This window comes from Phenylobacterium sp. (assembly GCF_036677185.1).
In the GTDB taxonomy this organism is placed as follows: Bacteria; Pseudomonadota; Alphaproteobacteria; order Caulobacterales; family Caulobacteraceae; genus Phenylobacterium.
On record NZ_JAKFEN010000033.1, the window covers coordinates 20,871 to 44,036 of the forward strand.

The 23,166-nt window shown below is 69.5% G+C and carries 23 protein-coding genes; 18 read left to right on the forward strand and 5 right to left on the reverse strand.

Annotated features, from left to right (window positions below; genetic code table 11):
* The first annotated feature begins 14 nt into the window (after positions 1-14).
* Positions 15-857, forward strand: coding sequence for a hypothetical protein (locus V6M51_RS18880; RefSeq protein ID WP_332769664.1), 843 nt, complete (start codon positions 15-17; stop codon positions 855-857).
* Positions 858-1,008: 151 nt separating this feature from the next.
* Here V6M51_RS18880 and V6M51_RS18885 read toward each other — a convergent pair whose 3' ends face one another.
* Positions 1,009-2,457, reverse strand: a complete 1,449-nt coding sequence (locus V6M51_RS18885) for a putative bifunctional diguanylate cyclase/phosphodiesterase (RefSeq protein WP_332769666.1) — start codon at positions 2,455-2,457, stop codon at positions 1,009-1,011.
* Between the two features lie 57 nt (positions 2,458-2,514).
* Positions 2,515-3,777 carry a dicarboxylate/amino acid:cation symporter gene (locus tag V6M51_RS18890; protein WP_332769668.1) on the reverse strand — a complete coding sequence of 421 codons (1,263 nt, stop codon included), beginning with the start codon at positions 3,775-3,777 and terminating at the stop codon, positions 2,515-2,517.
* Between the two features lie 120 nt (positions 3,778-3,897).
* On the opposite strand from V6M51_RS18890, the gene V6M51_RS18895 reads away from it, so the two are divergent.
* From V6M51_RS18895 to V6M51_RS18930, 8 genes are all read left to right on the forward strand, one after another.
* Positions 3,898-5,349, forward strand: a complete 1,452-nt coding sequence (locus V6M51_RS18895) for an AMP nucleosidase (RefSeq protein ID WP_332769670.1) — start codon at positions 3,898-3,900, stop codon at positions 5,347-5,349.
* 74 nt (positions 5,350-5,423) lie between these two features.
* Positions 5,424-5,927, forward strand: coding sequence for a PaaI family thioesterase (locus tag V6M51_RS18900; RefSeq protein ID WP_332769672.1), 504 nt, complete (start codon positions 5,424-5,426; stop codon positions 5,925-5,927).
* 31 nt (positions 5,928-5,958) lie between these two features.
* Positions 5,959-6,516, forward strand: a complete 558-nt coding sequence (locus V6M51_RS18905; protein WP_332769674.1) for a TetR/AcrR family transcriptional regulator — start codon at positions 5,959-5,961, stop codon at positions 6,514-6,516.
* 550 nt (positions 6,517-7,066) lie between these two features.
* Positions 7,067-7,846, forward strand: a complete 780-nt coding sequence (locus V6M51_RS18910; RefSeq protein ID WP_332769676.1) for a tyrosine-protein phosphatase — start codon at positions 7,067-7,069, stop codon at positions 7,844-7,846.
* 257 nt (positions 7,847-8,103) lie between these two features.
* Positions 8,104-9,276: a pyridoxal-phosphate-dependent aminotransferase family protein gene (locus V6M51_RS18915; protein ID WP_332769678.1), complete on the forward strand. Its 1,173-nt coding sequence runs from the start codon at positions 8,104-8,106 to the stop codon at positions 9,274-9,276.
* A gap of 187 nt (positions 9,277-9,463) precedes the next feature.
* Entirely contained in the window at positions 9,464-10,909 is a 1,446-nt protein-coding gene (locus tag V6M51_RS18920) for an MFS transporter (RefSeq protein WP_332769680.1), read from the forward strand.
* Between the two features lie 37 nt (positions 10,910-10,946).
* Complete coding sequence (gene pabB, locus V6M51_RS18925) at positions 10,947-12,278, forward strand: aminodeoxychorismate synthase, component I (protein ID WP_332769681.1); 1,332 nt, start codon at positions 10,947-10,949, stop codon at positions 12,276-12,278.
* Positions 12,275-13,039 (forward strand): aminotransferase class IV, encoded by a 765-nt coding sequence (locus V6M51_RS18930; RefSeq protein WP_332769683.1) that lies wholly within the window; start codon positions 12,275-12,277, stop codon positions 13,037-13,039. The genes pabB and V6M51_RS18930 overlap by 4 nt, the downstream gene beginning before the upstream one ends.
* On the opposite strand, the gene V6M51_RS18935 is transcribed toward V6M51_RS18930, so the two are convergent.
* The 3 genes from V6M51_RS18935 to V6M51_RS18945 are packed head-to-tail and all read right to left on the reverse strand — an operon-like array spanning position 13,036 to position 14,593.
* The gene (locus V6M51_RS18935; RefSeq protein ID WP_332769685.1) at positions 13,036-13,557 is read right to left on the reverse strand and encodes a TadE/TadG family type IV pilus assembly protein; all 522 of its coding nucleotides are present in this window, start codon (positions 13,555-13,557) and stop codon (positions 13,036-13,038) included. The genes V6M51_RS18930 and V6M51_RS18935 overlap by 4 nt on opposite strands.
* Positions 13,551-14,129 (reverse strand): TadE/TadG family type IV pilus assembly protein, encoded by a 579-nt coding sequence (locus V6M51_RS18940; RefSeq protein WP_332769687.1) that lies wholly within the window; start codon positions 14,127-14,129, stop codon positions 13,551-13,553. The genes V6M51_RS18935 and V6M51_RS18940 overlap by 7 nt, the downstream gene beginning before the upstream one ends.
* A gap of 56 nt (positions 14,130-14,185) precedes the next feature.
* On the reverse strand, positions 14,186-14,593 hold the full coding sequence (locus V6M51_RS18945; protein ID WP_332769689.1) for a pilus assembly protein N-terminal domain-containing protein: 408 nt from the start codon (positions 14,591-14,593) through the stop codon (positions 14,186-14,188).
* A 310-nt stretch (positions 14,594-14,903) separates the two neighbouring features.
* On the opposite strand from V6M51_RS18945, the gene V6M51_RS18950 reads away from it, so the two are divergent.
* From V6M51_RS18950 to V6M51_RS18990, 9 genes are all read left to right on the forward strand, one after another.
* A complete protein-coding gene (locus V6M51_RS18950) occupies positions 14,904-15,080 on the forward strand; it encodes a Flp family type IVb pilin (protein ID WP_332769691.1) in 177 nt (58 codons plus the stop codon).
* A 103-nt stretch (positions 15,081-15,183) separates the two neighbouring features.
* Positions 15,184-15,351 (forward strand): Flp family type IVb pilin, encoded by a 168-nt coding sequence (locus tag V6M51_RS18955; protein WP_332769693.1) that lies wholly within the window; start codon positions 15,184-15,186, stop codon positions 15,349-15,351.
* A gap of 145 nt (positions 15,352-15,496) precedes the next feature.
* Positions 15,497-16,018: an A24 family peptidase gene (locus V6M51_RS18960; RefSeq protein WP_332769695.1), complete on the forward strand. Its 522-nt coding sequence runs from the start codon at positions 15,497-15,499 to the stop codon at positions 16,016-16,018.
* Between the two features lie 142 nt (positions 16,019-16,160).
* Complete coding sequence (gene cpaB, locus V6M51_RS18965) at positions 16,161-17,021, forward strand: Flp pilus assembly protein CpaB (RefSeq protein WP_332769697.1); 861 nt, start codon at positions 16,161-16,163, stop codon at positions 17,019-17,021.
* Complete coding sequence (locus V6M51_RS18970) at positions 17,018-18,466, forward strand: type II and III secretion system protein family protein (RefSeq protein ID WP_332769698.1); 1,449 nt, start codon at positions 17,018-17,020, stop codon at positions 18,464-18,466. Before cpaB ends, V6M51_RS18970 begins: the two co-directional genes overlap by 4 nt.
* Positions 18,467-18,477: 11 nt before the next feature.
* On the forward strand, positions 18,478-19,155 hold the full coding sequence (locus V6M51_RS18975; protein WP_332769700.1) for a CpaD family pilus assembly protein: 678 nt from the start codon (positions 18,478-18,480) through the stop codon (positions 19,153-19,155).
* A 16-nt stretch (positions 19,156-19,171) separates the two neighbouring features.
* A complete protein-coding gene (locus V6M51_RS18980) occupies positions 19,172-20,617 on the forward strand; it encodes a CpaE family protein (RefSeq protein WP_332769702.1) in 1,446 nt (481 codons plus the stop codon).
* A 1-nt stretch (position 20,618) separates the two neighbouring features.
* Positions 20,619-22,169, forward strand: coding sequence for a CpaF family protein (locus V6M51_RS18985; RefSeq protein ID WP_332769704.1), 1,551 nt, complete (start codon positions 20,619-20,621; stop codon positions 22,167-22,169).
* 2 nt (positions 22,170-22,171) lie between these two features.
* A complete protein-coding gene (locus tag V6M51_RS18990) occupies positions 22,172-23,158 on the forward strand; it encodes a type II secretion system F family protein (protein WP_332769705.1) in 987 nt (328 codons plus the stop codon).
* Positions 23,159-23,166: the final 8 nt, after the last annotated feature.

Sequence of the window (23,166 nt, forward strand, 5' to 3'; positions counted from 1 at the left end):
GCTACACTCCCCCCATGCCCGCGCGCGCCTACGCCCAGTCCCACCCGCAAGTCCGCCAGCAGATCCTCGACCGGGTGACGGCGGGGGCGAAGCTGTCGCGGGTCTGCGCCCCGCCGGACATGCCGGCCCATGAGACCGTCCTGGCCTGGACCCGCGCCGACCCCAACTTCGCTCAGGCCCTCGCCAACGCCCGGCTGAGGGGCGACCGCAGCCTCGCCTTCGATGAGGCCAAGGCCAGGGCGCTGCTGGGGCGTCTGGCGGCGGGGGAGGGGATCGTCTCGATCCTGCGCGACCCGGCCATGCCCTCGCGCCGGGTCTACGCTTATTGGCGGGCGACCCAGGGGGAGTTCGCCGGCGAGGTCTGGCGGCTGAACCAGGTGAAGGTCCGCGAACTTGCCCGGCGAGGCGAAGCCGGTTTCCGGACTTTCGATCCCGTCCTGGCCGACCGGATCGTCGCGCGGGTGGCTCGCGGGGAGGGCTTCGCGGCGATGCTCAAGTCCGGCCAGGGCCTGCCGTGCCGGAGCGTGGTGGAGCGCTGGCGCAAGACGCAGCCGGAGTTCGACGAGGTGCTGAGGATCGCGCTGCGCGCGTCGGTACGGGCGGCGCGGCGACGGCCTCGCGGCCGGACGCCGGACTATCTGGTCGAGGCGATCTGCGAGGGGGGCGCCGAGGGCGGCACGTTCGAAAGCCTCGGCATGCTGGCGGACATGCCGTGCGCGCGCACTCTGCACAACTGGATGCGGACCCGGCCCGACTTCGCCGCGGCGGTGGCGGCGGCCAAGATCGAGCGCAAGGGGCGCAAGGCGGTGGACGCGGAATATGCGCGGTTGCGGCGGCGGCTGGAGACGGCGAGCTAGTCGCCGACGCCTCTTTTCCCTCCTCCTTGTGGGGAGGGCAGACCCCGAAGGGGTCGAGGGCGGGGCTTTCTGACGCTTCCGCGCAGACGGCCGGACTTCCCCACCCTGGCGGCTTCGCCGCCGTCCCTCCCCATAAAGAGGAGGGAAAGATTTAGCGCCGCGCGCGCAGGGCGGTGACGGGGGCCTCTTCGACCGGCTCGGCGCGGGGGCCGAGCTCGGCGGCTTGTTTGCGGATCAGGGCCTCGACCTCGGCCGCCGGCATGGGGCGGGCGAACAGGAAGCCCTGCATGCGGTCGCAGCCGGCGGCGCGCAGGAACAGGGCCTGGGCCTCGTCCTCCACCCCCTCGGCGACGATGCGGGCGTCCAGCGACTTGGCGGCGGCGAGCATGGCGCGGACCAGCTTGGAGACCCGGGGATCGCGGCCGACATCGCCGATCAGCGACTGGTCCAGTTTCACCGTATGGATGGGCAGCTGCAGCAGGGCGCGCAGGTTGGAATAGCCGGTGCCGAAGTCGTCCAGCGCGATGCGCACGCCCTTCGACGCCAGGCGCTCGATGTGGCGGCGCGCCAGGCCCAGGTCCTGGACCAGGAAGGTCTCGGTGATCTCGACGGTCAGCGCCGTGGCCGGCAGGTCGGTGGCCTTCAGCCGGCGCAGCAGGTCGCGCGAGAAGCCGGGGTCCAGCAGCTCGCGCGGCGAGACGTTGCAGGAGACCACGTCGATCAGGCCCTGCGCCACCCACGGCGCGGTGGTCTGGCAGGCGCTGGCGAAGATGGCGGCGTCGAGGTCGGCGATCAGGCCCAGCTCCTCGGCCAGGGGCACGAAGACGCCCGGCGCCAGCAGGCCCTTCTCCGGATGGTTCCAGCGGGCCAGGACCTCGACGGCGACGATGCGGCTGTCGGCGGCGTCGACCACCGGCTGGTACCAGGGGACGATCTCGCCGGCCGGGATGGCGCGGCGCAGCTCCGCCTCCAGGCTGTGACGGGCCTCGCCGGCCAGGCGCAGGTCGGTGTCGAAGGCCGACCAGCGCCGGCCCCCGGCGCTCTTGGCGCGGTAGAGGGCCATGTCGGCGTAGCGCTGCAGGTCGACGGCGTCCGTGGCGTCGTCGGGATAGACCGCCACGCCGATGGAGGCGCCGGGCGAGACCGTCCGGCCATAGATGGTGTGGCCCTGGCTGAGCAGCTGGGTCAGGGCCGCGGCGCGGCGGGCCACCTGGTCGCCCGAGGCGATCACCGCGAACTCGTCGCCGCCCAGGCGGCAGACCAGGTCGCCGGGCCTGGCCTCGCCCTTCAGCCGCCGGCCGATCTCGTTCAGCAGCTGGTCGCCGGCGTGGTGGCCCAGGCTGTCATTGAGGTGCTTGAAGCGGTCAAGGTCGATGACGAACAGGGCCAGGCGTTCGCCCGATCGCTGGGCGGCCTCCAGCCGGTCGATCAGGGCCGCGGTGAAGGCGCCTCGGTTCAGCAGGCCGGTGAGCCCGTCGGTGCGGGCCAGGAGCAGGGTGAGCGCGCGCTCGGCCTCCAGCTCGTCGACGCGGGCGGCCAGGGCCTCGGAGATGCGGGCCACCTCCTCGCGCGCCATGCGCTCGGCCGCGTCGTCCTGCATCGCCGTGAAATCCCCTGCCGAAGGGGCGGATCATCCCATGGTGGAGCTAGCCGACTGTTAACGGGGGCTGAGAAGGTGCTCGGCTTCCGGGGGGTCGGGGTCCTCGATCTGGTTCTCCCACTTGGCGACCACGGCGCTGGCTACTGAATTGCCCAGGACGTTGGTGGCCGAGCGGCCCATGTCGAGCAGATGGTCGACGCCGAGGATCAGCAGCAGGCCAGCCTCGGGCAGGTCGAAATAGGTCAGGGTGGCGGCGATGACCACCAGCGAGGCGCGGGGGACGCCGGCCATGCCCTTGGAGGTGATCATCAGCAGCAGCAGCATGGTGACCTGCTGGCCGATGGAGAGGTCGATGCCGTAGGCCTGGGCGATGAACAGCACCGCGAAGGTGCAGTACATCATCGAGCCGTCCAGGTTGAACGAGTAGCCTAGCGGCAGGACGAAGGAGGCGATCCGGCGCGAGATGCCGAACTTCTGCAGCTCCTCCAGGGTCCGCGGATAGGCCGCCTCCGACGAGGCGGTGGCGAAGGCCAGCAGGGCCGGGCCGCGGATCGCCGCCAGCAGCTTCATCGCCCGCGGTCCGACCACCAGCAGCATCGCCCCGATCAGCAGCGCCCAGAGTACGCCCAGCGACGCATAGAACCCCAGCACGAACTTCGCGTAATCGACCAGAACGCCAAGACCTTGCGTAGCAATCGTCGCGGCAAGCGCGGCGAATATTGCGAGAGGTGCGGTCTTCATTACATAACCGGTCACCTTGAGCATTATGCTGGCGATCTGATCGACTAGAACGACGACGGCGGGAGCTCTATCGTCGAGCGAGGCGACGGCGGTGCCGACGAAGATCGAGAACACCACGATCTGCAGGATCTCGTTGTTGGCCATGGCCTCGACGATGGATTTCGGCACCAGGTGGGTGATGAACTCCTTCAGGGTGAGCTTGGTGGCGTCCACCGTACCCGCGACGCCCGCCGCCTCGTCGATCAGGTCCATGCCGACCCCCGGAGCGATCAGGTGGACCATCACCAGGCCGATGGTCAGGGAGACGATCGAGGCGCTGATGAACCAGGCCATGGTCTTGACGCCCACCCGGCCGATGCTGGCGGCGTCCTCCATGTGGGCGATGCCGGCCACCAGGGTGGAGAACACCAGGGGCGCGATGATCATCTTGATCAGGCGCAGGAAGACGTCGGTGATGATGGTCAGGTTGCCGGCGACCACCTTGGCCTGGGCCGGATCCAGGCCCTGGTTCACCCCCCAGCCGACGACGATGCCGAGCACCATGGCCGCCACGATGAAGGCGGTGAAAAGACGATTCATGAGGACTCCCCGGCGTTCGCGCCGGCCTTTGTCGCCGAGAATGGGGCCGTTCGTCCATAGCGCCACGAAATGGAGGCAGGGACGTCTCGCAACCGTCACCAGAGCGGTCTAAACTGCCCCATGTCCATCGAGAAAGAAGCAGCCGCCATCGTCGAGCGGCTGGACGCCGAATACCGCGCCACCGTCGAGGCCCTCCGGGCCGCCCTGAAGATTTTCCTGGCCGGCGGAGCGCCGCCGGATCCCGGCGTCCGCGCCAGCGGGGCCTTCGCCTATCCCGAACTTCGCCTGACCTGGCCGCCCGGCGAGATCCATCCGCGCCTGGGCCGCGCCTATGCCCGGCTGTCCCAGCCCGGCGACTATGTGGTGACGGTCACCCGGCCCGACCTCTATCGCGACTATCTGATCGAGCAGATCAGCCTGCTGATGACCGACTTCAACGTCACCATCGAGGTGGGTCGCTCCAAGCAGGAGATGCCCTTCCCCTATGTGTTGGACGGGGCGGTCGACATCGCCATGGCCGACATCGGCTCGGCCGACATCGCCCGGCACTTCCCGACCACGGAGCTGGCCCATATCGGCGACGAGATCGCCGACGGCATGTGGAACGCCAGCCTGGAGCCCGCCCGGCCGTTGGCCCTGTTCGACGGCTTGCGCACCGACTTCTCCCTGGCGCGGCTGACCCACTACATGGGCACCCCGGCCGAGCACGTGCAGCAGTATGTGCTGTTCACCAACTACCACCGCTATGTGGACGAGTTCGTCCGCTGGGGCTGTTCGCAGCTCAAGGCCGGCGGGCCCTATACGGCGCTCTCGGCCTCGGGCCAGGTGATGGTCACGGCCGACACCGAGAACCCCGAACAGGTCATCGCCGACGGCCCCTGGCGGCGCCACCAGATGCCGGCCTACCACCTGATGGCCGAGGGCCGGACCGGCGTCACCCTGGTCAATATCGGGGTCGGCCCCTCCAACGCCAAGACGGTCACCGACCACCTGGCGGTGATGCGGCCCCAGGCCTGGATCATGATCGGCCACTGCGGCGGCCTGCGCGGGTCGCAGACCATCGGCGACTATGTCCTGGCCCACGCCTATCTGCGCGACGACCACGTGCTGGACGACGTCCTGCCGCCGGAAATCCCGATCCCGCCCATCGCCGAGGTGCAGGTGGCGCTGGGCCGGGCGGCCGAGGCGGTGACCGGCGAGTCCGGCGAGATGCTGAAGCGCCGCCTGCGCACCGGCACCGTGGTCACCACCGACGACCGCAACTGGGAGCTCCGCTTCTCCTCCAGCTCCCTGCGCTTCAACCAGTCCCGCGCCGTGGCCATCGACATGGAGAGCGCCACCATCGCCGCCCAGGGCTACCGCTTCCGGGTGCCCTATGGGACCCTGCTCTGCGTGTCGGACAAGCCCCTGCACGGGGAGATCAAGCTGCCCGGCCAGGCCAACGCCTTCTATGAGCGCGCCATCGGCCAGCACCTGCAGATCGGCATCGCCACCATGGACCTGCTGCGCAAGGAAGGCCCCCGGCTCCACTCGCGCAAGCTGCGCAGCTTCGACGAGCCGCCGTTCCGGTGACGCGACGTCATACTTGCCAAGCGGCTTCGGCGGGTGAAGATGCATCCATTGGATATATTCATTTGGAGGCCTCGATGCCCACCGCCCTTCGCGAGACCAAGAGCCACACGATCACCTGGGATGTCGGTCCGCAGGACCAGCGCCCGTCCGGCATGACCGGCCTGGAGGCCCTGCGCCACAGCCTGGCGGCGGAGCACCGGCGGCGCACGCCGATCGCGGCCCTGATGGACTTCGACCTGGTCTCGGCGGAGGACGGCGTGGTGGTGCTGGAAGGCCGCCCGGGGGAGCAGCACATCAACCCCATCGGCATCGTCCACGGCGGGTTCGCCGCCACCCTGCTGGATGCGGCCCTATGGAGCGCGGTCCAGACCACCATCCAGCCGGGGGAGGGCCACACCACCCTGGAGCTCAAGGTCAACTATTCGCGGGCCATGACCCCCAAGACCGGCCCGGTGGACTGCGAGGCCCGCATCGTCCATCGCGGCGGCCGGGTGGCGGTGGCCGAGGCCCGGATCACCGACAAGGCCGGCAAGCTCTACGCCTACGGCTCCTCGACCTTGCTGATCGACAAGCGCTGACCGAACGGGCGGCCCCGCCTATAAGGAGGCCATGAGTCCCCGCCCGGCGCGCGACACCTATCACCATGGCGCCCTGCGCGCGGAGGCCGCCCAGGCCGCCTATGACCTGGTGGTCGCGGGCGGCCACGAGGCGCTCAGCCTGCGCAAGGTGGCCGAGCGGGTCGGGGTCGCCCACCGCTCGCTCTACAACCATTTCGAGGACCGCGAGGCCCTGCTCGACGCCGTGGCCGAGCGGGGCTACGTCCAGCTCGCCCAGCCGCTGAAGGCCGCGGCCGACCCGGCGGGCTATGTGGCCGCCTATCTCGGCTTCGCCCTGGCCAACCCCAATCTCTACCGGCTGATGCGCAGCCGGCCCCACGCGACCATGAAGCTGAAGCCCGCTTTGCAGGCCGCGGTTCACCTCGGCATCACCGAGGCGCTGCGGATCTTCGGCCGCCCCGACCGCAGCTCGGCGGAGAACCGCCGGGCGGTGATGAAGACCATCATCCTACTGCAGGGGGGGCTGGCCATGCACCTGTGCGGGGTTCTGGACGTGGATGGAGACGAGGGGTTCATCGCCGAGCTGCAGGCCATGGTGGCGTCGGGGTAGCGGCGTTCCTTCTCCCCTTGCGGGAGAAGGTGGCCGCTCGGAGAGCGGTCGGATGAGGGGTCTCTCAGAACCCTCCGGCTGGATCGGCGAAGCCGAATTGAACCACGAAGGACACCAAGGACACGAAGGACCACGAAGTTCGTGAGGACGCGGATGGCGCGAGGCCCTGACGCGGACTCTTGGTGCTCCTTGGTGTCCTTGGTGTCCTTGGTGTCCTTTGTGGTTCCTCTGTCTTCGGGCATTCGCGGCTGCGCCGCCACCAACCGGATAGGGCTTTCGACCCCTCATCCGACCCCGCTCTCGCGGGGCCACCTTCTCCCGCAAGGGGAGAAGGAGTGTCGGGCCTAGCTCGCGAGTGCGCTGGGTGGCGGCTCTCAGGCAAGGACTCCCGCGCGAAAGCAAGCTCATTTAACGCCCCGCCGCCTCAGTAGGTGGGGGAGTACGATACAAACTCTCGGTCGTGCAGTCGGCGGCCTCGTCCCTCTGATCCAAGATCAAAACACGAACGACCCTCTCGCAATCCGGGCTCGATTTCGCTAAATCCACCCGCATGACGCCCAAGCACATCGACTTCGAAGGCATCGAGAACTTCCGCGACTTCGGGGGTTACGCCACCGCCTGCGGCCGGGGGCTGAAGGCCGGGCGGCTGTTCCGGTCGGCCAACCACGCCTACGCCACCGACGAGGACCTGGCCAAGCTGCGCGACCTCGGCGTGGAGGTGATCGTCGACCTGCGGCGGCGCCGTGAGCGCGAGCGCGAGGTGTCGCGGCGCTGGGAGGGGTTCTCCGGCACGGTGATCGAGAACGACATCGACGGCACCTATGCCGACTGGCAGGAGGCCATGGCCCAGGCCGACAGCATCGACGCGGCCTGGTTCTATAATGACAGCCTGACCTATTACCGCCGCGCGCCGCACGAGCCGCGGCACGTGGATCTGTACGCCCGCTACTTCCAGGCCCTGGCGGAGACCGACGGGGCGCTCGTCGTCCACTGCGCGGCGGGCAAGGACCGCACGGGGCTGATCTGCGCCTTCACCCACCACATCGCAGGCGTCCATCGCGACGACACCCTGGCCGACTACCTCGCCACCAATGACGAGGCGCGGATGGCGCGGAAGACCGGCTTCCTGGGACCGTGGATCAAGGACCTCACCGGGCACAGCGTGGACGATGCGGGGTTGCGGCGGGCGGTCAGTGTCGACGAGGCCTATCTGGCCGAGGCGCTCGCGGTGATCGACGAGACCCACGGCTCGGTGGACCGCTACCTGGAAGAGGTGCTGGGGGTCGACGCCGAACTGCGCGCCAGGATCGAGGCGCGGATTCTCGGGTAGGCTCGGCTTCGAGATCCAGCCCTTTTGGGCGGCGGTTGGCGCGCTTTCGGCGAAGCCGTCCAGAAGATGGGACACAAAGACCACAAAGGACACGAAGAGACAGCGCTGACCCTTCGTGTCCTTTGTGGTCTTTGTGTCCAACTATTCCGGCTTCGCCGATCCAGTTCCCTCGCCCCAGGAGGGGAGCATCTATCGGTCTTCGGCTGACAAGGCCGGTCGCTTCCCCTAATCGTCCCCGCAACGAGAAGGGGACCATCATGCAGAGCTTCCAGCCGCCGCGGCGCATCCTGATGGGCCCGGGCCCTTCCGACGTCAGCCCCCGCGTGCTGGCGGCGCTCGGCCGTCCGACCATCGGCCACCTGGACCCGGCGTTCCAGGAGCTGATGGAGGAGATCAAGGGCGCGCTGTCGCGGCTGTTCAACGCGCCCGGCTATGCCTGCGTGCCGCTGCCGGCGCCGGGGACGGCGGGGATGGAAGCGGCGATCATGAACCTGCTGGAGCCGGGCGACCGGGCGGTCGTCGCCGTCAACGGCGCCTTCGGCGGCCGCATGGTCGACATGGCCGACCGGGCCGGGGCCGAGGTGGTGAAGGTCGAGTTCGAGTGGGGCAAGCCGGTGGATCCGGCGGCCGTGGAAGAGGCCCTGAAGGCGGCGGGAAAGGTGAAGGTCCTGGCCTTCGTCCATGCCGAGACCTCCACCGGGGCGCGGTCGGACGCGGCCAGTCTCTGCGCCCTGGCGCGGAAGTACGGCGCGCTCTCCATCGTCGACTGCGTGACCTCGCTGGGCGGCATCGTGGTGGACGCCGCGGCCTGGGACGCCGATGTGGTCTATTCGGGGACCCAGAAGTGCCTGTCGGCGCCTCCGGGGCTGTCGCCGATCTGCCTGTCGCCGCGCGCCCAGGCGGCGATCGCGGCGCGGACCACCAAGGTCCGCAACTGGCTCTGCGACTTCAACCTGCTGATGAGCTACTGGGGCGGCGAGGGCGGCCGGACCTATCACCACACCGCGCCGATCAACGCCCTCTACGGCCTGCACGAGAGCCTGGTGGCGCTGTTCGAGGAGGGCCAGCAGGCGGTGCTGGTGCGCCACGCGCGAACCTACGAGGCCCTGGCGGCCGGGATCGAGGCGGCCGGGCTGCGGTATTTGGTGGATGAGCCGCACCGGCTGCCGCAGCTCAATGCGGTCATCGTGCCGGACGGGATCGATGAGGCGGCGGTGCGGTCCTATGTCCTGGCGAAATGGGACCTGGAGCTGGGGGCGGGGCTGGGTCCGCTGAAGGGCAAGGTCTGGCGCATCGGGCTGATGGGCGCCTCGGCGACGCCCTGGCACGTGCGGCTGTGCTTGACGGCGCTGTGCGAGGCGCTGGCGGCCCAGGGATTCGCGGCCGACGCCAAGGCGGCGCTGGCGGCGTGCGACGGGAAGCTGGGCTGACCCTTTCGCCGCTCATCCCGGCGAAGGCCGGGACCCAGGTGAAACCCACCAAGTGCCCCGGATGTATCTGGGTCCCGGCCTTCGCCGGGATGAGCGGAGGAGGAGGTGACTTTCCGACTCCCCATCGCGCCGCGAATGCGTACCTTGCCTTCGAACGCCGCCGGCACGAGCGGTCGAGGGGAACACCATGACCACCGTCGTCGAAGCCAGCGGACCCGGGTCCATCGCCGACATTCCGATCGAGGCCGAGCTGATGGGGGACGGCAAGCTGTCGCGGGGGGCGGCGGCGTGGGCGGTCTTCGAGGGGGCGCGGATCCCCTATGTGATCCTCATCACCATCTACATCTTCATGCCCTATGTGGCCGCCGTCATGGTCGGCGACCCGGTGCGGGGCCAGGAGATCATCTCGCGGTGGAGCCAGTATTCCGGCTGGTTCATCATGGCCACGGCGCCGTTCCTGGGCGCGTCCATCGACAAGCTGGGGCGGCGCAAGACCTGGCTGGCCCTGGTCACGATCCTGATGATCCCGATGATGTGGGCGCTCTGGTGGGCCAAGCCCGATGGCTCGGGGATCTCGGTGCTCACCGTGATGATCCTGACCACCCTGGTGGGGGTGCTCTATACCTACTCGGAGGTGCTGCATAACTCGCTGCTGGTGCGGGCGGCGGGGATCTCGGCGGCGCACAAGGCGTCCGGCCTGGCGCTGGCGCTGGGCAACGCCTTCGCCCTGCTGACCCTCGGCTTCACGGCCTGGGCCTTCGCCCTGCCGGGCAGCGGCCTGCCCTTCGTGCCCGAGAGGCCGCTGTTCGGGCTGGACCCGCTGCTGCACGAGCCCGAGCGCATCGTCGGGCCCATGGCGGCGATCACCTTCATGATCGGGGCGATCCCGCTGTTCCTGTTCACCCCCGACGCCAAGCCGACCGGCGTCCCGGTGCTCCGCGCCCTGGCGGAGGGCGCCCGCGACCTCTGGCGGATGGTCTCGGGGATGAAACACTACAAGGACGCGGCCATCTTCCTGATCAGCCGGATGTTCTATGTCGACGGCATGACCGCCATCCTGATCTATGGCGGCATCTATGCCAGCGGGGTGATGGGCTGGGGCGCGCTGGAGATGCTGATGTACGGCATCATCCTCACCGTGCTGGCGGTGCTGGGCGGCTTCGTCGGGCGCTGGCTGGACGCGGGGCTGGGGCCGCGCCGGGCGGTGCAGGTGGAGATCTTCATGTCGCTGATCGGCACCATCGCCATCATCGGCATGGGGCCCGAGCAGATCCTCTATTTCTGGGCCTATGACCCGGCCGCCCACGCGCCCATGTGGAACGGGCCGTTCTTCCGCAGCCTGCCGGAGTGGATCTATCTGCTGATCGGCTTCTCCAACGCCATCTTCATCACCGCCCACTACGCCTCGAGCCGCACCCTGCTGGTGCGGCTGACCCCGCCGGAGCAGACCGGGGCCTTCTTCGGGGTCTATGCGCTGTCGGGGACGGCGACGATCTGGCTGGGCTCGTTTCTGGTCAATCTGGGCACCAATATCTTCCACAGCCAGCAGGGCGGCTTCGCCATGATCATCATCCTGCTGACTGTCGGCTTCGTCGGCCTGCTGTTCGTGCGCGGAGGCGATCGCCGCATCTGACTTCCCCTCATGGCCCCTGAAGGCTAAGGGCCCCGCCATGCAGTGCGTGGCCCAGCTCCGGACCTCCTGGCGCGACCCGGTCGAGGTGCTCTCGGCCTTCGCCGAAGAACCGTGGGCGATCGGTTTCGTCTCCGGCGGCGGGGGCCCAAGGGGCCGCTGGTCCTATGTGGCGCGCGCGCCCGAGGCGACCTTCACAGGCGCCCCCGGACAGGATCCCTTCGAGGGACTGGCCGAGCTGCTGGGTCCGGCAGGCCTAAGCCTGGCCGACGGGCCGCCGTTCCAGGGCGGGGTGGCGGGGCTGGCCTGCTACGAACTGGGCGACGTGGTCGAGCCGTTGGGGCTCAGCCGAACCGGGTGGCCCGACCTGGCCGCCGGGCGGTATCCAGCCGTGCTCGCCTTCGATCACGAGCTGGGCGAGGCGGCGGCGGTGGGCCGCGGGGCCGACGCGACGGCGGCGCAGGCGCAGGCCGAGCGGGCCTTGGCCTGGCTCGATCTGGTTCCGGAACCGCCCGCCGGGGGCGCCTTGGCGCGGGGGCTGAGCGCGTCCGATCCCGACGCCTATGAGGCCGCGGTGGCGCAGGTGGTGGCCCGCATCCATGCCGGGGAGATCTTCCAGGCCAATATCGCGCGGGCCTGGTCCGGGCGGCTGGCGCCAGGCGCCGCGCCCTTCGACCTGTTCGCGCGGCTGGCGGGGCAGAGCGCCGCGCCCTTCGCGGCCTATCTGCGGCTGCCGGGCCTGGCGGTGGTCTCCAACTCCCCCGAGCGGTTCCTGCAGGCGCGGGACGGGGTGGTCGAGACCCGGCCGATCAAGGGCACGCGGCCGCGCGGCCGCTCTGCCGACGAAGACGCCTGCCTGGCCCGGCAGCTCTCCGCCAGCGACAAGGACCGGGCCGAGAACCTGATGATCGTCGACCTGATGCGCAACGACCTGGCGCGGGTCTGCGCGCCCGGCAGCGTGCGGGTCCCGGAGCTGTTCGCGGTGGAGAGTTTCGCCAATGTCCACCATCTGGTCTCGACGGTGACCGGGCGGCTGGCGGCAGGACAGGGCGCGGTGGATCTGCTGCGCGCGGCCTTCCCGCCGGGCTCGATCACCGGGGCGCCCAAGGTCCAGGCCATGAAGGTGATCGCCGGGCTGGAGACCCCGCGCGGCCCCTATTGCGGCTCGCTGTTCTGGGCGGGGGTCGACGGGGCGCTGGACTCCAGCGTGCTGATCCGCACCGCCGCCTTCGTGCAGGACGCCGAGGGCTGGAGCGTCGAGGCCCGGGCCGGGGCGGGGATCGTCGCCGACTCCGATCCCCACGCCGAGCGCCTGGAGACCGAGGCCAAGATCGCCGCCCTGCTTCGCGCCCTGGAGGGGACAGCCGCATGATCCCGCACGACGATCGTGGATTGTTGCTGGGCGACGGCCTGTTCGAGACCCTGCTGGCCAAGGCCGGCGTGCTGGTCGACCTCGAGGCGCATCTGGACCGGCTCGCGGTGGGTTGCGCGGCCCTGGGCCTGCCCATGCCCGACCGGGGCGAGGCCGAGCGGCTGATGCGCCAGGCCCTTGGCGCGGTGGAGGCGCCGCGCGCCGCGGTGCGGCTGACCCTGACGGCGGGCTCGGGCGGCCGAGGGCTGGACCGGCCAGGCGAACCGGTCCCGCGGCTGTTCGCCAGCGCAGCGCCCGCGGCGACTCCGGAGGGTCGGGCCCGGCTGACCCTGAGCGCGGTGCGGCGCAACGAGGGCTCGCCCGCCTCGCGCCTGAAGACCCTGGCCTATCTCGACAACCTCCTGGCCCGCCAGGAGGCCCGCGCGCGCGGGGCCGACGAGGCGGTGATGCTCAACAACCGCGGCGAGGTGGCCTGCGCGGCGGTGGCGAACCTGTTCTGGGTGCGGGACGGACGGTTGTTCACGCCGGCCCTGGCTTGCGGCGTGCTGGCCGGCGTGATGCGGGCCCGGGTAATCGCGGCGGCGGCGGCGGAGCTAGGCGTCGAGGTCGTGGAGACGGCGGCCGAGCCGGGAGAGCTCGACGCCGCCGAGGCGGTGTTCCTGACCAACAGCCTGGTCGGATTGCGGGAGGTCGCGGCGCTGGACGCCGTCGCCTACGGGCCGAGCCGGCTGGCCGAGCGCCTGGCGCGCGCCCTGGACTAGTTGGGGCGCAGCACCGCCACGTAGCCCCGCGGCCGGATATACATGGTGTGCGACATCTGGATGGGCTCAGGCATCATCTTCTGGAGCGGGGAATTGTAGGTGTAGCTGGTGTCGGCGCGGATCACGCCGCTGCCGGGCACGATCCAGGGCGCCGGGACCGAGGTGATGACGCCCGACAGGCCCGTCATCGATCCCCTGGTCTGGGACCAGACCACGGTCTGCTGGCCGTTGGCCTCGATCCGGATGCTGGTTAGACGGATGCTGAGCGTGTCGGTCGGCAGCGGGCGGAAGATCGCGCTGGCGATATCGAAGATGTCTTCGACCTCCTCGCTGCTGGTCTGGCCGTTCTGCGCCACGATGTCGCCCACGGCCGTGGCCACGTGACCGGCGCGCCGGTTGGCCAGCATGCCTTGGCTGGACTCCACCAGAGCGTAGTAGAACAGGATCGCCACGGGGGCGATGAAGGCGAATTCGACGGCGGCCGATCCCCGCCGGTTGCGGATGAGACGTCTCAGCATTGCGCGCCTACCGGATCCTGGTTCGGGTCATAGGGCTCGTTGCGGAAGGCCGAGGCGGACACGATCAGGCGCTTGCCGCCGCCCATGTTCTCGAGCGCGGGCGTGAGCACCGGCGTGATCAGGTCCCACTGGTAGTAGACCCGCATCAGGACGATGTCCCGCGGTCCGCCCACCGACCAGCAGCGGTTTCCCTCCGGATCGAAGGTGGCTGGGGCCGCCGAGAGCGAGGCGCCGGCCGCGGCGTAATTGGCGAAGGTCTCGGACTCGACGATGACCCGGTTGGCGCAACCGCCCTGCAGCCAGGTCATGTTGCGGCAGACCAGGGCTTTGAAGTCGGCCTTGCTGACCGCGCCGGCGCTCTGGAACTCGCCGGTGCGGACATTGCGGGCGGCGTATTCAACGGCGGTGTCGAGGGTGGCGGAGATCAACAGCACCATGCCGATTTCGACCACGCCGAACAGCAGCGCCATGAAGGGAATGGCGATGATCGCGAATTCCACGGCGGTCGAGCCGCGCTTCTCGCGCGCGAACCGCCTTAGGGCTGCGGCATATTTTCCGACAAGGCGCGACATGGCGTCCCCAGGTCTCCGAACCGGGGCAGTCTAGCGAAGTCTGGCTAACCGGAGGTTTAAGGCGGCGACGCGCCGGGGGCCTTGGCCTTGCCGTCCTCGACCGGCTCTTTTTCGCAGGCCCCGGCGCAGGCGTAGCTGTCGACCTGGGCGCCGCGAATGACCGAGACGCGGCCGGAGTTCGGTCCGGAGACCACGACCTGTCGCTCCAGCACGGTGCGGCCCAGGGCGTCGATGACCAGCAGGTTGGTGACGCCATAGCCCTTGCCCAGGACCACCACGCTGCGTCCGTCGATGACATTGACGTCGGCGATGGTGGGATTGCCGATCATCACGTCGCGGGCGCCGGCAGGCAGCAGGAGGCGGGCGCTCTGGTGGATCGGCACCGAGAGGCTCGGCGCATCGGCCTGCGAGGCGGTCGCCAGAAGCGACAGACCGGCGGTCAAGCTGAGCAGAAGACGTCGCATGGGATCGCTGTCCGAAAAAAAATCGCAGGGCGAGGCTGGGCGCGAATGGTCAAGAAAGACTGAATTTCCGCCCTTACGTGCGCGCGCGAGAATCATTAAGTCGAAACGCCGATTCCGGTCCGTTTTGGGCCCCATGGTTAACGGATGATAACAGTAAACACAAGTAAACCATAGAAAGTTCTCAGCGAATACTCCGATGTTTACTCGCAATTAAGCGCGGTGGGCGAAATTGTCCCTGCGTTTCGGGGCGAGCAGGCCAATCGGGCTTGATCCCTCAACAGTTTGCTCGCAGCAAAAAAGGAGATCGAGCATGTCTAAGTTTGTCACCCGCTTCCTGAAGGACGAATCCGGCGCCACGGCCATCGAGTATGGTCTGATCGCCGCCCTCATCGCCGTCGTGCTCGTGAGCGCCATGGGCCTGGTCGCCGGCAGCCTCTCCAGCCTGCTTGGCGGTATCTCGGCCGACCTGGACACCGCCGCGGCCTAAGGCGCCTAGGCTCCAAAGACGCGCCGCGGCGGCGAAAGCCGCCGCGGTTGCGTTTTGGCCTGAGGCTCCTAGAGCCAATCTCAATCCCGCCGTGGAGTGCGTCATGGTCTTCCTTCATCGGTTCCTGAAAGACCAGTCGGGTTCGAACGCTGTGGAATACGGATTGATCGCCGCCTTGATCACGGTGACCTTGATCGGCGGCATGATGGCCATCAGCGCCAGCCTCTCCGACGTCTTCGGCCAGGTGATCAGCGCGATGCCTCAGGACTGAAGCCAGGCCCTCCGGACGGCGAGACCTCACGCCCTCCCATCCGCAGCCGCGTCGCGAAAGCGCCGCGGCTCTTTGCATTTCAACGCTCCGTTCATCCGATTGGCGGACTCTGCGGGGTGTTTTTCGCCGCCAAGGTTCCTCGCCGATGCCGCCGATCGTCCAAGCCGCCCTGCTGTTCGTCTTCCCGGCCCTGGTCATCGTGGGCGCCTTGCGGGACGTCACAACCTACACCATCCCCAACTGGATCTCGGGCGGGCTGATCCTGGCCTTCATCCCGGCCGCCCTGGCTCTGGGCCTGCCGCTGGAGACCATCGGCCTGCACTTCAGCGTCGGCGCGGCCGCCCTGGTCGCCGCCATGGCCATGTTCGCCCTGGGCTGGATCGGCGGCGGCGACGCCAAGCTGTTCGCAGCGGCGGCGCTCTGGATGGGCTGGCCGGCGGTCGTCACCTTCGTCCTCCTCACCGGCGTCGTCGGCGGGGTCTTGGCTCTTGGCCTGCTCAGCCTACGCTCGGACATGTTGCGCGGCATTATCTCGATCGGACCAAGCTGGCTCGGCCGCCTGGCGACGCCGGGCGAGAGCGTGCCCTACGGCGTGGCCATCGCCGTGGGCGCCTTGGCCGCCTTTCCTGAGACTGCGCTGCTGAAGGCGTTCCCGGGCCTGGGATGAGTTACGGCCCTTAGCCGGACGTTAACCATGGCGGGCCAATAGACGTGTAACCGGCAGAAGGTCGGACATTCGAATCGCGGGCCTGGGCGAATGCCGGGGTCGCGTCGGTCGCCCGCCTTGCGGGAGTTTCGGGTAGTCGCACATGGGCGCCGTCCGCATCGGTATCCTCGCTGTCGCCGCGATCGCAGCGATCGCGCTCGCCTTCCTGGTGCGCGGCATGCTCGTTCCAAAGGCGCCGCGCGCGCCGGTGATCGCCGCCGCGGCGCCAGCCAAGCCCATGGCCCAGGTGCTGGTGGCCAAGCGCGACCTGCCCGTGGGCGCCCGTCTGGCCGTCGCCGACATGAGCTGGCAGGCCTGGCCGGCCGACGCCCTCAATCCCGCCTACGTGACCGACGGCGCGGCGCCCGCGCTGCCCGCACAGGGCGCCGACAAGGCGGTCAAGACCGCCGCCAAGGTGACCACAGACCTGATGGTCACCCAGGCGCCGATGGAGGCCTTCGCAGGCTCCATCGTCAAGGAACCCATACTCAAGGGCGAGCCGATCATGGCCCGCAAAGTCGTTCGCGCCGGCCAGAGCGGCTACATGGCGGTGGTCGTGACGCCCGGCATGCGCGCCATGTCCGTGCCCATCAACGCCGAGACCGCCGCCGGCGGCTTCATCCTGCCCGGTGACCGGGTCGACGTCCTGCAGAGCCGCAAGGCCGCCGAGGGCGACGGCTTCATCACCGAGGTGCTGATGCGCAACCTGCGCGTCCTGGCCATCGATCAGGCTACCGGCCCCAGCAAGGATTCCAAGACGATCGTGGGGGCCGTGGCCACCCTCGAACTGCCGGCCTCAGATGTAGAGGTCCTGGCCCGGGGCAAGGCCCAGGGCGAGATGCAGCTGGCGCTGCGTTCCTACGCCGACGCGGGCGGCGGCCCCGGTCGCGGCGGCCCCAGCCGGACCGGCGACGGGCTGCGGGTCTATCGCGGCGGTGAAGTTACGGAGGTTGTCGCCCAATGAGCCCGTCCCGAATCCTGCGGGCGCTGACCCTCGCCGCCGCCGCCCTCCTGACGCCGCTGTCGGCCGCCTCGGCTCAGTCCGATCCGTTCGCCGCGGGCTTGGCGACCTCGGCCGCCGTGATGCGCGTCGACCTGGCCGGCCGCGGGAACAGCCAGTCGCTCAGCCTGCCGGTCGGCAAGTCCGCCGTGGTCGAGCTGCCGGTCGATGCGCGTGACGTGCTGGTGACCAATCCCGGCGTCGCCGACGCCATGCTGCGCACCCCGCGCCGGATCTTCATCCTGGGCCTCAAGACGGGCACCACCGACGCGGTGTTCTTCGACACGGCCGGGCGCCGCATCCTCAGCCTGGACATCCGGGTCGACCAGGATCCGAGCGCTGTCGCCCAGACGATCAACCGCCTGGTGCCCGGCGCCCACGTGCGCGTCGACGCGATGAACAGCAGCCTGATCCTGTCGGGCCAGGTCGCCAACCTGTCCGACGCCGACAAGGCCCTGCAGATCGCGCGCACCTCGGTGGAGAAGCCGGAAATGGTGCTGAACATGCTCAGCATCGCCGGCAAGGACCAGGTGATGCTGAAGGTCCGCATCGTCGAGATGCAGCGTAATGTCATCAAGCAGCTTGGGTTCAATCTCGACGCGATCATCGGCGAGCTTGGCGACGCGCAGTTCCTGTTCAGCAAGACGGCGACGTTCGGTGTGAGCGGATCGCTCCTGGGCGGCGGCGCCGCGAGCGTCAGGGAAGTGGGTGGCAAGGTCCAAGGCGACGCCACACTGCGCGCCTTCGAGCGTGTGGGCCTGGTCCGCACCCTGGCCGAGCCTAACCTGACGGCCGGCTCGGGCGAGTCGGCGCGGTTCCTGGCCGGCGGCGAGTTCCCCGTTCCGGTGGCGCAGGACGACACCGGCGCGGTCACCATCGAGTTCAAGCCGTTCGGCGTGGGGCTCGGCTTCACCCCGGTAGTGCTGTCCTCCGGCCGCATCGCCCTGAAGCTCTCCACCGAGGTCTCCGAGCTGACCACCGAGGGCGCCTTCTCGCTGTCGACGGCCGGCGCGAATACCAGCCTGACCATCCCGGCCCTGACGGTCCGCCGCGCCGAGACGTCCGTGGAGCTGCCCTCGGGCGGGTCGATGATGATCGCCGGCCTGCTGCAGGAGAAGACCCGCCAGAACATCGACGCCCTGCCGGGCATGACCACCCTGCCGGTGCTGGGCGCCCTTTTCCGCTCCCGCGACTATCTGGCCGGAGAGACCGAGCTGGTGATCATCATCACGCCCTACATCGTCGAGGCGACCAGCGCCGACCGCCTGCAGACCCCCGTGGACGGCATGCGTACGGCCGACGACGGCTCGACCCTGCTGATGGGCGCACTGACCAGGGCCTATAAGGCTAAGCCGCAGGCCGCCGCCGGCCGCACCTATCAGGGGCCCTATGGGTACGTGATCGAATGAGGTTCGCCCCGATGCATCGTTTCGTCGTCCTGGCCTCGTTCGCCGCCCTCTCGGCCTGCGCCAGCCTCCCGTTGCAGGAGCCGAGCGTCGCGTCCCAGGCTCGCACGCCCACCGAGCTTTGGAAGACGGAGATCACCTCCCAGCCGCATGAGATCGCGCTGGCCGTCCACGCCGCGGGCCTTTCGCCGACCCAGGCCGACGCGCTCGCCGCTTTCGTGGCCGAGTGGCGCGAAGGCGAAGGCGGCGCCATCACCCTGCAGTCGCCCAGCGGCGGCCCCGACAGTTCGGCGGCCTTCCGCACCGCCGAGGGCGCGCGCGGCTTCCTGATCGGCCAGGGCGTCCGCGCCGAACAGGTGCGGGTCGTCGGCTACGACGCCAAGGGCGAGGCGCGCGCGCCGCTGCTGGTGGGCTATCTGCGCCACGCGGCGACCATCCCCGACTGCGGTCGCGCCTGGACCAGCATCTCCCACAGCATGCTGAACGAGGTGCAGCCCAATTTCGGCTGCGCCACCGTGGCCAACATGGCCGCCCAGATCGCCGATCCGGCGGACCTGAAGGGACCGCGCGCCACGACGCCGCCGGACGCCGGGCGCCGGGCAGACGTGCTGGCCAAGTACCGCAAGGGTGAGAACACCTCCACTCAGACGGACAAGCAGGCGACCGGCGTCGTCGCGCAGGCGGTGAAGTGATGCGGGGCCAGGTCTGATGAACCCGAAATCGAGCCAAGACCCCTTCGATCTGGACTACGAGGCCGACGACGAGTTCGCCGCGCCGCCGGCCGACGCCTGGCGTGAGGCGCCCCTGGCGGCGGCCGACGAGGAGACCGATCCCTTCGCACCCGCTTCGCAGGCTGCCCAGGCGATGGGCGGGCCGCAGATCGAGGCCGGCGAACCGGCGCGCCCGGCGGTCGCCAATCCGGTGCACGAGATGCTGGCCGGCGCCGAGGCGGCGTTCGGCGAGACCCTGCTGCCGCGGATCACCATCCACATCTTCTGCGCCACGGCGGAAACCGCCGAGCTCGCCGACCGGGCGGCCGAGGACCGCCGGATGGAGCGAACCACGGTGGTGACCCGCATGGGCGGCCTCGCCGCGGCGGTCGATAACTATCAGAACCAGGCTACGCCCTCGCTGGTGATGGTCGAGTGCCTGGACTCCGCCTCCGAGCTGCTCACCCTGCTGGACCGGCTGGCCCAGGTCTGCGATCCGGGCACCAAGGTCGTGCTGATCGGCTCGGCCAACGACATCGCCCTCTATCGCGAGCTGATGCGCCGCGGGGTGTCGGAATATCTGGTGCCGCCGCTCAGCCCGCTGCAGATGGTCCGCACCGTGGCCGGGCTCTATGCAGACCCCTCGGCCCCCTTCGTCGGCCGCCAGATCGCCTTCTGCGGCGCCAAGGGTGGGGCCGGGACCTCGACCTTGGCCCACAACGTCGCCTATTCGATCACCGAGCGCCTGCAGACCGGCGCGGTCCTGGTCGACCTGGACCTGGCCTTCGGCACCGCCGGCCTCGATTTCAACCAGGACCCGATCCAGGGCATCGTCGACGCCCTGTCGCAGCCGGATCGCCTGGACCCCGTCCTGATGGACCGGATGATGGCCCGCTGCACCGATCGGCTGTCCCTGTTCGCCGCCCCGGCCACGCTCGAAGCCGACTACGAGATCGGACCCGAGGCCTTCGAGGAGGTCACCCAGAAGATCCGCGGCGCGGCGCCCTTCGTGGTGCTGGACCTGCCCCACGTCTGGACGGCCTGGAAGCGCAAGATCCTGTTGACCTCGGACGACCTGGTGATCGTGGCCACGCCGGACCTGGCCTCGCTGCGCAACGCCAAGAACATGGTCGACCTGGTCCGCCGCGCGCGGCCCAACGACGCCCCGCCGCGGCTGGTTCTGAACCAGGTGGGGGTGCCGGGTCGCCCGGAAATCCCGATCAAGGACTTCGGCGAGGCGCTCGGCCTGACGCCCACCCTCTGCCTGCCGTTCGACCCCAAGCTGTTCGGCCAGGCGGCCAACAATGGCCAGATGGTCTGCGAGGTGGGCCCCAAGTCGCGCTCGGCCGAGGGCATCGACCACCTGGCCCAGCAGATCGCCCGCCGCGATCCGCCGGCGGTCCAGAAGACCTCGCTGCTCTCCAGCCTGCTCAAGCGGAAGTAGCATGTTCGGCAAGCGTCCCACCGAAGGCGAAGCGCCGCGGCCCCGGCCGACCCCCCCGCCCCCCACGGCGGGCGAGGGCGCGCCGATCGCCACGCGGCCGCAGCGCATCGAGCCCGCCGCCGGGCCGGCCGCGGCGTCCGCCGCGCCGCAGGCTCCCATTCCCATTCCCACCAAGGCCGAGCGCGCCGCCCAGGGCGCGGGGCCGAAGTCGACCCTGGCCTTCGAACAGCTCCGCGCCGCCCAGGGCCCCGCGCCGGCCACCCAGGTGGTTCGCGAGCAGTCCGACTATTACCACGCCACGAAGACCACGATCTTCAACGCCCTGATCAACACCATCGACCTGGCCCAGCTGGCGCAGCTGGACGTCAAGCAGGCCGGGGAGGAGATCCGCGACATCGTCGCCGAGCTGGTGGCGATCAAGAACGTCTCCATGTCGGTGGTCGAGCAGGACCAGCTGGTCCAGGACATCATCAATGACGTGCTCGGCTATGGGCCGCTGGAGCCCCTGCTGGCCCGCGACGACATCGCCGACATCATGGTCAACGGCGCCAGCCGGGTGTTCATCGAAGTCGCCGGCAAGGTTCAGCTGACCAATGTCCGGTTCCGCGACAACGCCCAGCTGATGAACATCTGCCAGCGGATCGTCAGCCAGGTCGGCCGCCGGGTCGACGAGAGCTCGCCGATCTGCGACGCGCGTCTGCCCGACGGCTCCCGCGTGAACGTGATCTCGCCGCCGCTCTCGCTGGACGGGCCCACGCTCACCATCCGGAAGTTCAAAAAAGACAAGCTGACCATGAAGAACCTGGTGGAGTACGCCTCCATCAGCCCCGAGGGGGCGCGGGTTCTTGGGGTCATCGGCGCCTGCCGATGCAACCTGATCATCTCCGGCGGGACGGGCTCGGGGAAGACCACCCTGCTCAACACGCTCACCGCCTTCATCGACCCCACCGAGCGGGTGGTGACCTGCGAGGACGCCGCCGAGCTGCAGCTGCAGCAGCCGCACGTGGTGCGCCTGGAGACCCGGCCGCCGAACCTGGAAGGCCAGGGCCAGATCACCATGCGCGACCTGGTCAAGAACTGCCTGCGGATGCGTCCGGAACGCATCATCGTCGGCGAAGTCCGCGGCCCGGAGGCCTTCGACCTGCTGCAGGCCATGAACACCGGTCACGACGGCTCCATGGGCACCCTGCACGCCAACAGCCCGCGCGAGGCGATCAGCCGGATGGAATCGATGATCACCATGGGCGGCTACGGCCTGCCTTCGCGGACCATCCGCGAGATGATCGTGGGGTCGGTGGACGTGATCATCCAGGCCGCCCGCCTGCGCGACGGCTCGCGCCGCATCACCCACATCACCGAGGTGGTGGGGCTGGAAGGCGAGGTGATCATCACCCAGGACCTGTTCGTCTACGAAATCACCGGCGACGACGCCGACGGCAGGGTGGTGGGCCGCCACCGTTCGACCGGCATCGCCCGGCCGCGGTTCTGGGACCGCGCCCGCTATTACGGCCTGGAGCGCGAGCTCGCCGAAGCCCTCGACGCGTCGGAATAGGCATGGGATCGACCCTCGCCACCCTGCTGATCGCCGTCCTCGGCTTCATCACGGTCGCGGGCCTGGGCCTGGCCCTGGCCGGCGGCGACAATGGCCAGGCCAAGACCGTCAAGCGCGCCCAGGCCCTGGCGGGCGCCGAAGCCCGCCCGGGCGGCCGGCGGCGGCCGGCCGTGAGCGCCCAGGACCAGCGGCGCCGCCAGATCCTCAAGACCCTGCGCGACCAGGACCGCCAGCAAAAGAAGGCGACCCTCAGCATCAGCGCCAAGATGCAGCAGGCGGGGCTCGGCGATAACATCCGCAACTTCTGGATCGCCAGCGGCGTGGTCGGGGTCGTGGTGCTGCTGGTGGTCATCCTCCTGCGTCAGTCGCCGCTCATTGGCCTGGGCCTGGCCTTCGCCGCCGGATTCGGCCTGCCGCGCTGGGTGCTGGGGTTCCTGGCCGCGGCGCGGGTCAAGAAATTTACCGAGGCGTTCCCGGACGCCATGGACATCATCGTCCGCGGCATCCGCTCGGGCCTGCCCGTGCACGATAGCCTGCGGGTCATCGCCCGCGAGACCTCCGAACCCATGGCCGGCCAGTTCAACCGCCTGGTCGAGGGCATCGGCATGGGGGTCTCGATGGACCAGGCCCTGGAGAAGATGTTCGAGCAGATGCCGACGCCGGAGGTGCGGTTCTTCGCCATCGTCCTGGCCATCCAGGCCAAGACCGGCGGCAACCTGGCCGAGGCCCTGGGAAATCTCTCGACCGTGATCCGCGCCCGCAAGCTGATGCGCGAGAAGATCAAGGCGCTGTCGGGGGAGGCCGTGGCCTCGGCCTTCATCATCGGCTCGCTCCCGCCCGGCGTCATGGGCCTGATCAGCATGACCGCGCCGGAATACATGAAGCCGCTGTTCACCGACCCCCGCGGCCACATGATGCTGCTGGCCGGCGCCGTCTGGATGTCGATCGGCATCTTCGCGATGCGCAAGATGATCAACTTCAGGATCTAGGTGGCGAG

Excerpts from the sequence above, each read along its gene's own strand:
- cpaB (WP_332769697.1), top strand. The coding sequence starts at position 16,161 with ATGGGCGCCGTCCGCATCGGTATCCTCGCTGTCGCCGCGATCGCAGCG.
- pabB (WP_332769681.1), top strand. The coding sequence starts at position 10,947 with ATGCAGTGCGTGGCCCAGCTCCGGACCTCCTGGCGCGACCCGGTCGAG.
- V6M51_RS18900 (WP_332769672.1), top strand. The coding sequence starts at position 5,424 with ATGCCCACCGCCCTTCGCGAGACCAAGAGCCACACGATCACCTGGGAT.
- V6M51_RS18895 (WP_332769670.1), top strand. The coding sequence starts at position 3,898 with ATGTCCATCGAGAAAGAAGCAGCCGCCATCGTCGAGCGGCTGGACGCC.
- V6M51_RS18880 (WP_332769664.1), top strand. The coding sequence starts at position 15 with ATGCCCGCGCGCGCCTACGCCCAGTCCCACCCGCAAGTCCGCCAGCAG.
- V6M51_RS18935 (WP_332769685.1), bottom strand. The coding sequence starts at position 13,557 with ATGCTGAGACGTCTCATCCGCAACCGGCGGGGATCGGCCGCCGTCGAA.
- V6M51_RS18985 (WP_332769704.1), top strand. The coding sequence starts at position 20,619 with ATGTTCGGCAAGCGTCCCACCGAAGGCGAAGCGCCGCGGCCCCGGCCG.
- V6M51_RS18885 (WP_332769666.1), bottom strand. The coding sequence starts at position 2,457 with ATGCAGGACGACGCGGCCGAGCGCATGGCGCGCGAGGAGGTGGCCCGC.
- V6M51_RS18970 (WP_332769698.1), top strand. The coding sequence starts at position 17,018 with ATGAGCCCGTCCCGAATCCTGCGGGCGCTGACCCTCGCCGCCGCCGCC.
- V6M51_RS18940 (WP_332769687.1), bottom strand. The coding sequence starts at position 14,129 with ATGTCGCGCCTTGTCGGAAAATATGCCGCAGCCCTAAGGCGGTTCGCG.
- V6M51_RS18890 (WP_332769668.1), bottom strand. The coding sequence starts at position 3,777 with ATGAATCGTCTTTTCACCGCCTTCATCGTGGCGGCCATGGTGCTCGGC.
- V6M51_RS18905 (WP_332769674.1), top strand. The coding sequence starts at position 5,959 with ATGAGTCCCCGCCCGGCGCGCGACACCTATCACCATGGCGCCCTGCGC.
- V6M51_RS18955 (WP_332769693.1), top strand. The coding sequence starts at position 15,184 with ATGGTCTTCCTTCATCGGTTCCTGAAAGACCAGTCGGGTTCGAACGCT.
- V6M51_RS18910 (WP_332769676.1), top strand. The coding sequence starts at position 7,067 with ATGACGCCCAAGCACATCGACTTCGAAGGCATCGAGAACTTCCGCGAC.
- V6M51_RS18960 (WP_332769695.1), top strand. The coding sequence starts at position 15,497 with ATGCCGCCGATCGTCCAAGCCGCCCTGCTGTTCGTCTTCCCGGCCCTG.
- V6M51_RS18915 (WP_332769678.1), top strand. The coding sequence starts at position 8,104 with ATGCAGAGCTTCCAGCCGCCGCGGCGCATCCTGATGGGCCCGGGCCCT.
- V6M51_RS18920 (WP_332769680.1), top strand. The coding sequence starts at position 9,464 with ATGACCACCGTCGTCGAAGCCAGCGGACCCGGGTCCATCGCCGACATT.
- V6M51_RS18930 (WP_332769683.1), top strand. The coding sequence starts at position 12,275 with ATGATCCCGCACGACGATCGTGGATTGTTGCTGGGCGACGGCCTGTTC.
- V6M51_RS18980 (WP_332769702.1), top strand. The coding sequence starts at position 19,172 with ATGAACCCGAAATCGAGCCAAGACCCCTTCGATCTGGACTACGAGGCC.
- V6M51_RS18975 (WP_332769700.1), top strand. The coding sequence starts at position 18,478 with ATGCATCGTTTCGTCGTCCTGGCCTCGTTCGCCGCCCTCTCGGCCTGC.
- V6M51_RS18945 (WP_332769689.1), bottom strand. The coding sequence starts at position 14,593 with ATGCGACGTCTTCTGCTCAGCTTGACCGCCGGTCTGTCGCTTCTGGCG.
- V6M51_RS18990 (WP_332769705.1), top strand. The coding sequence starts at position 22,172 with ATGGGATCGACCCTCGCCACCCTGCTGATCGCCGTCCTCGGCTTCATC.
- V6M51_RS18950 (WP_332769691.1), top strand. The coding sequence starts at position 14,904 with ATGTCTAAGTTTGTCACCCGCTTCCTGAAGGACGAATCCGGCGCCACG.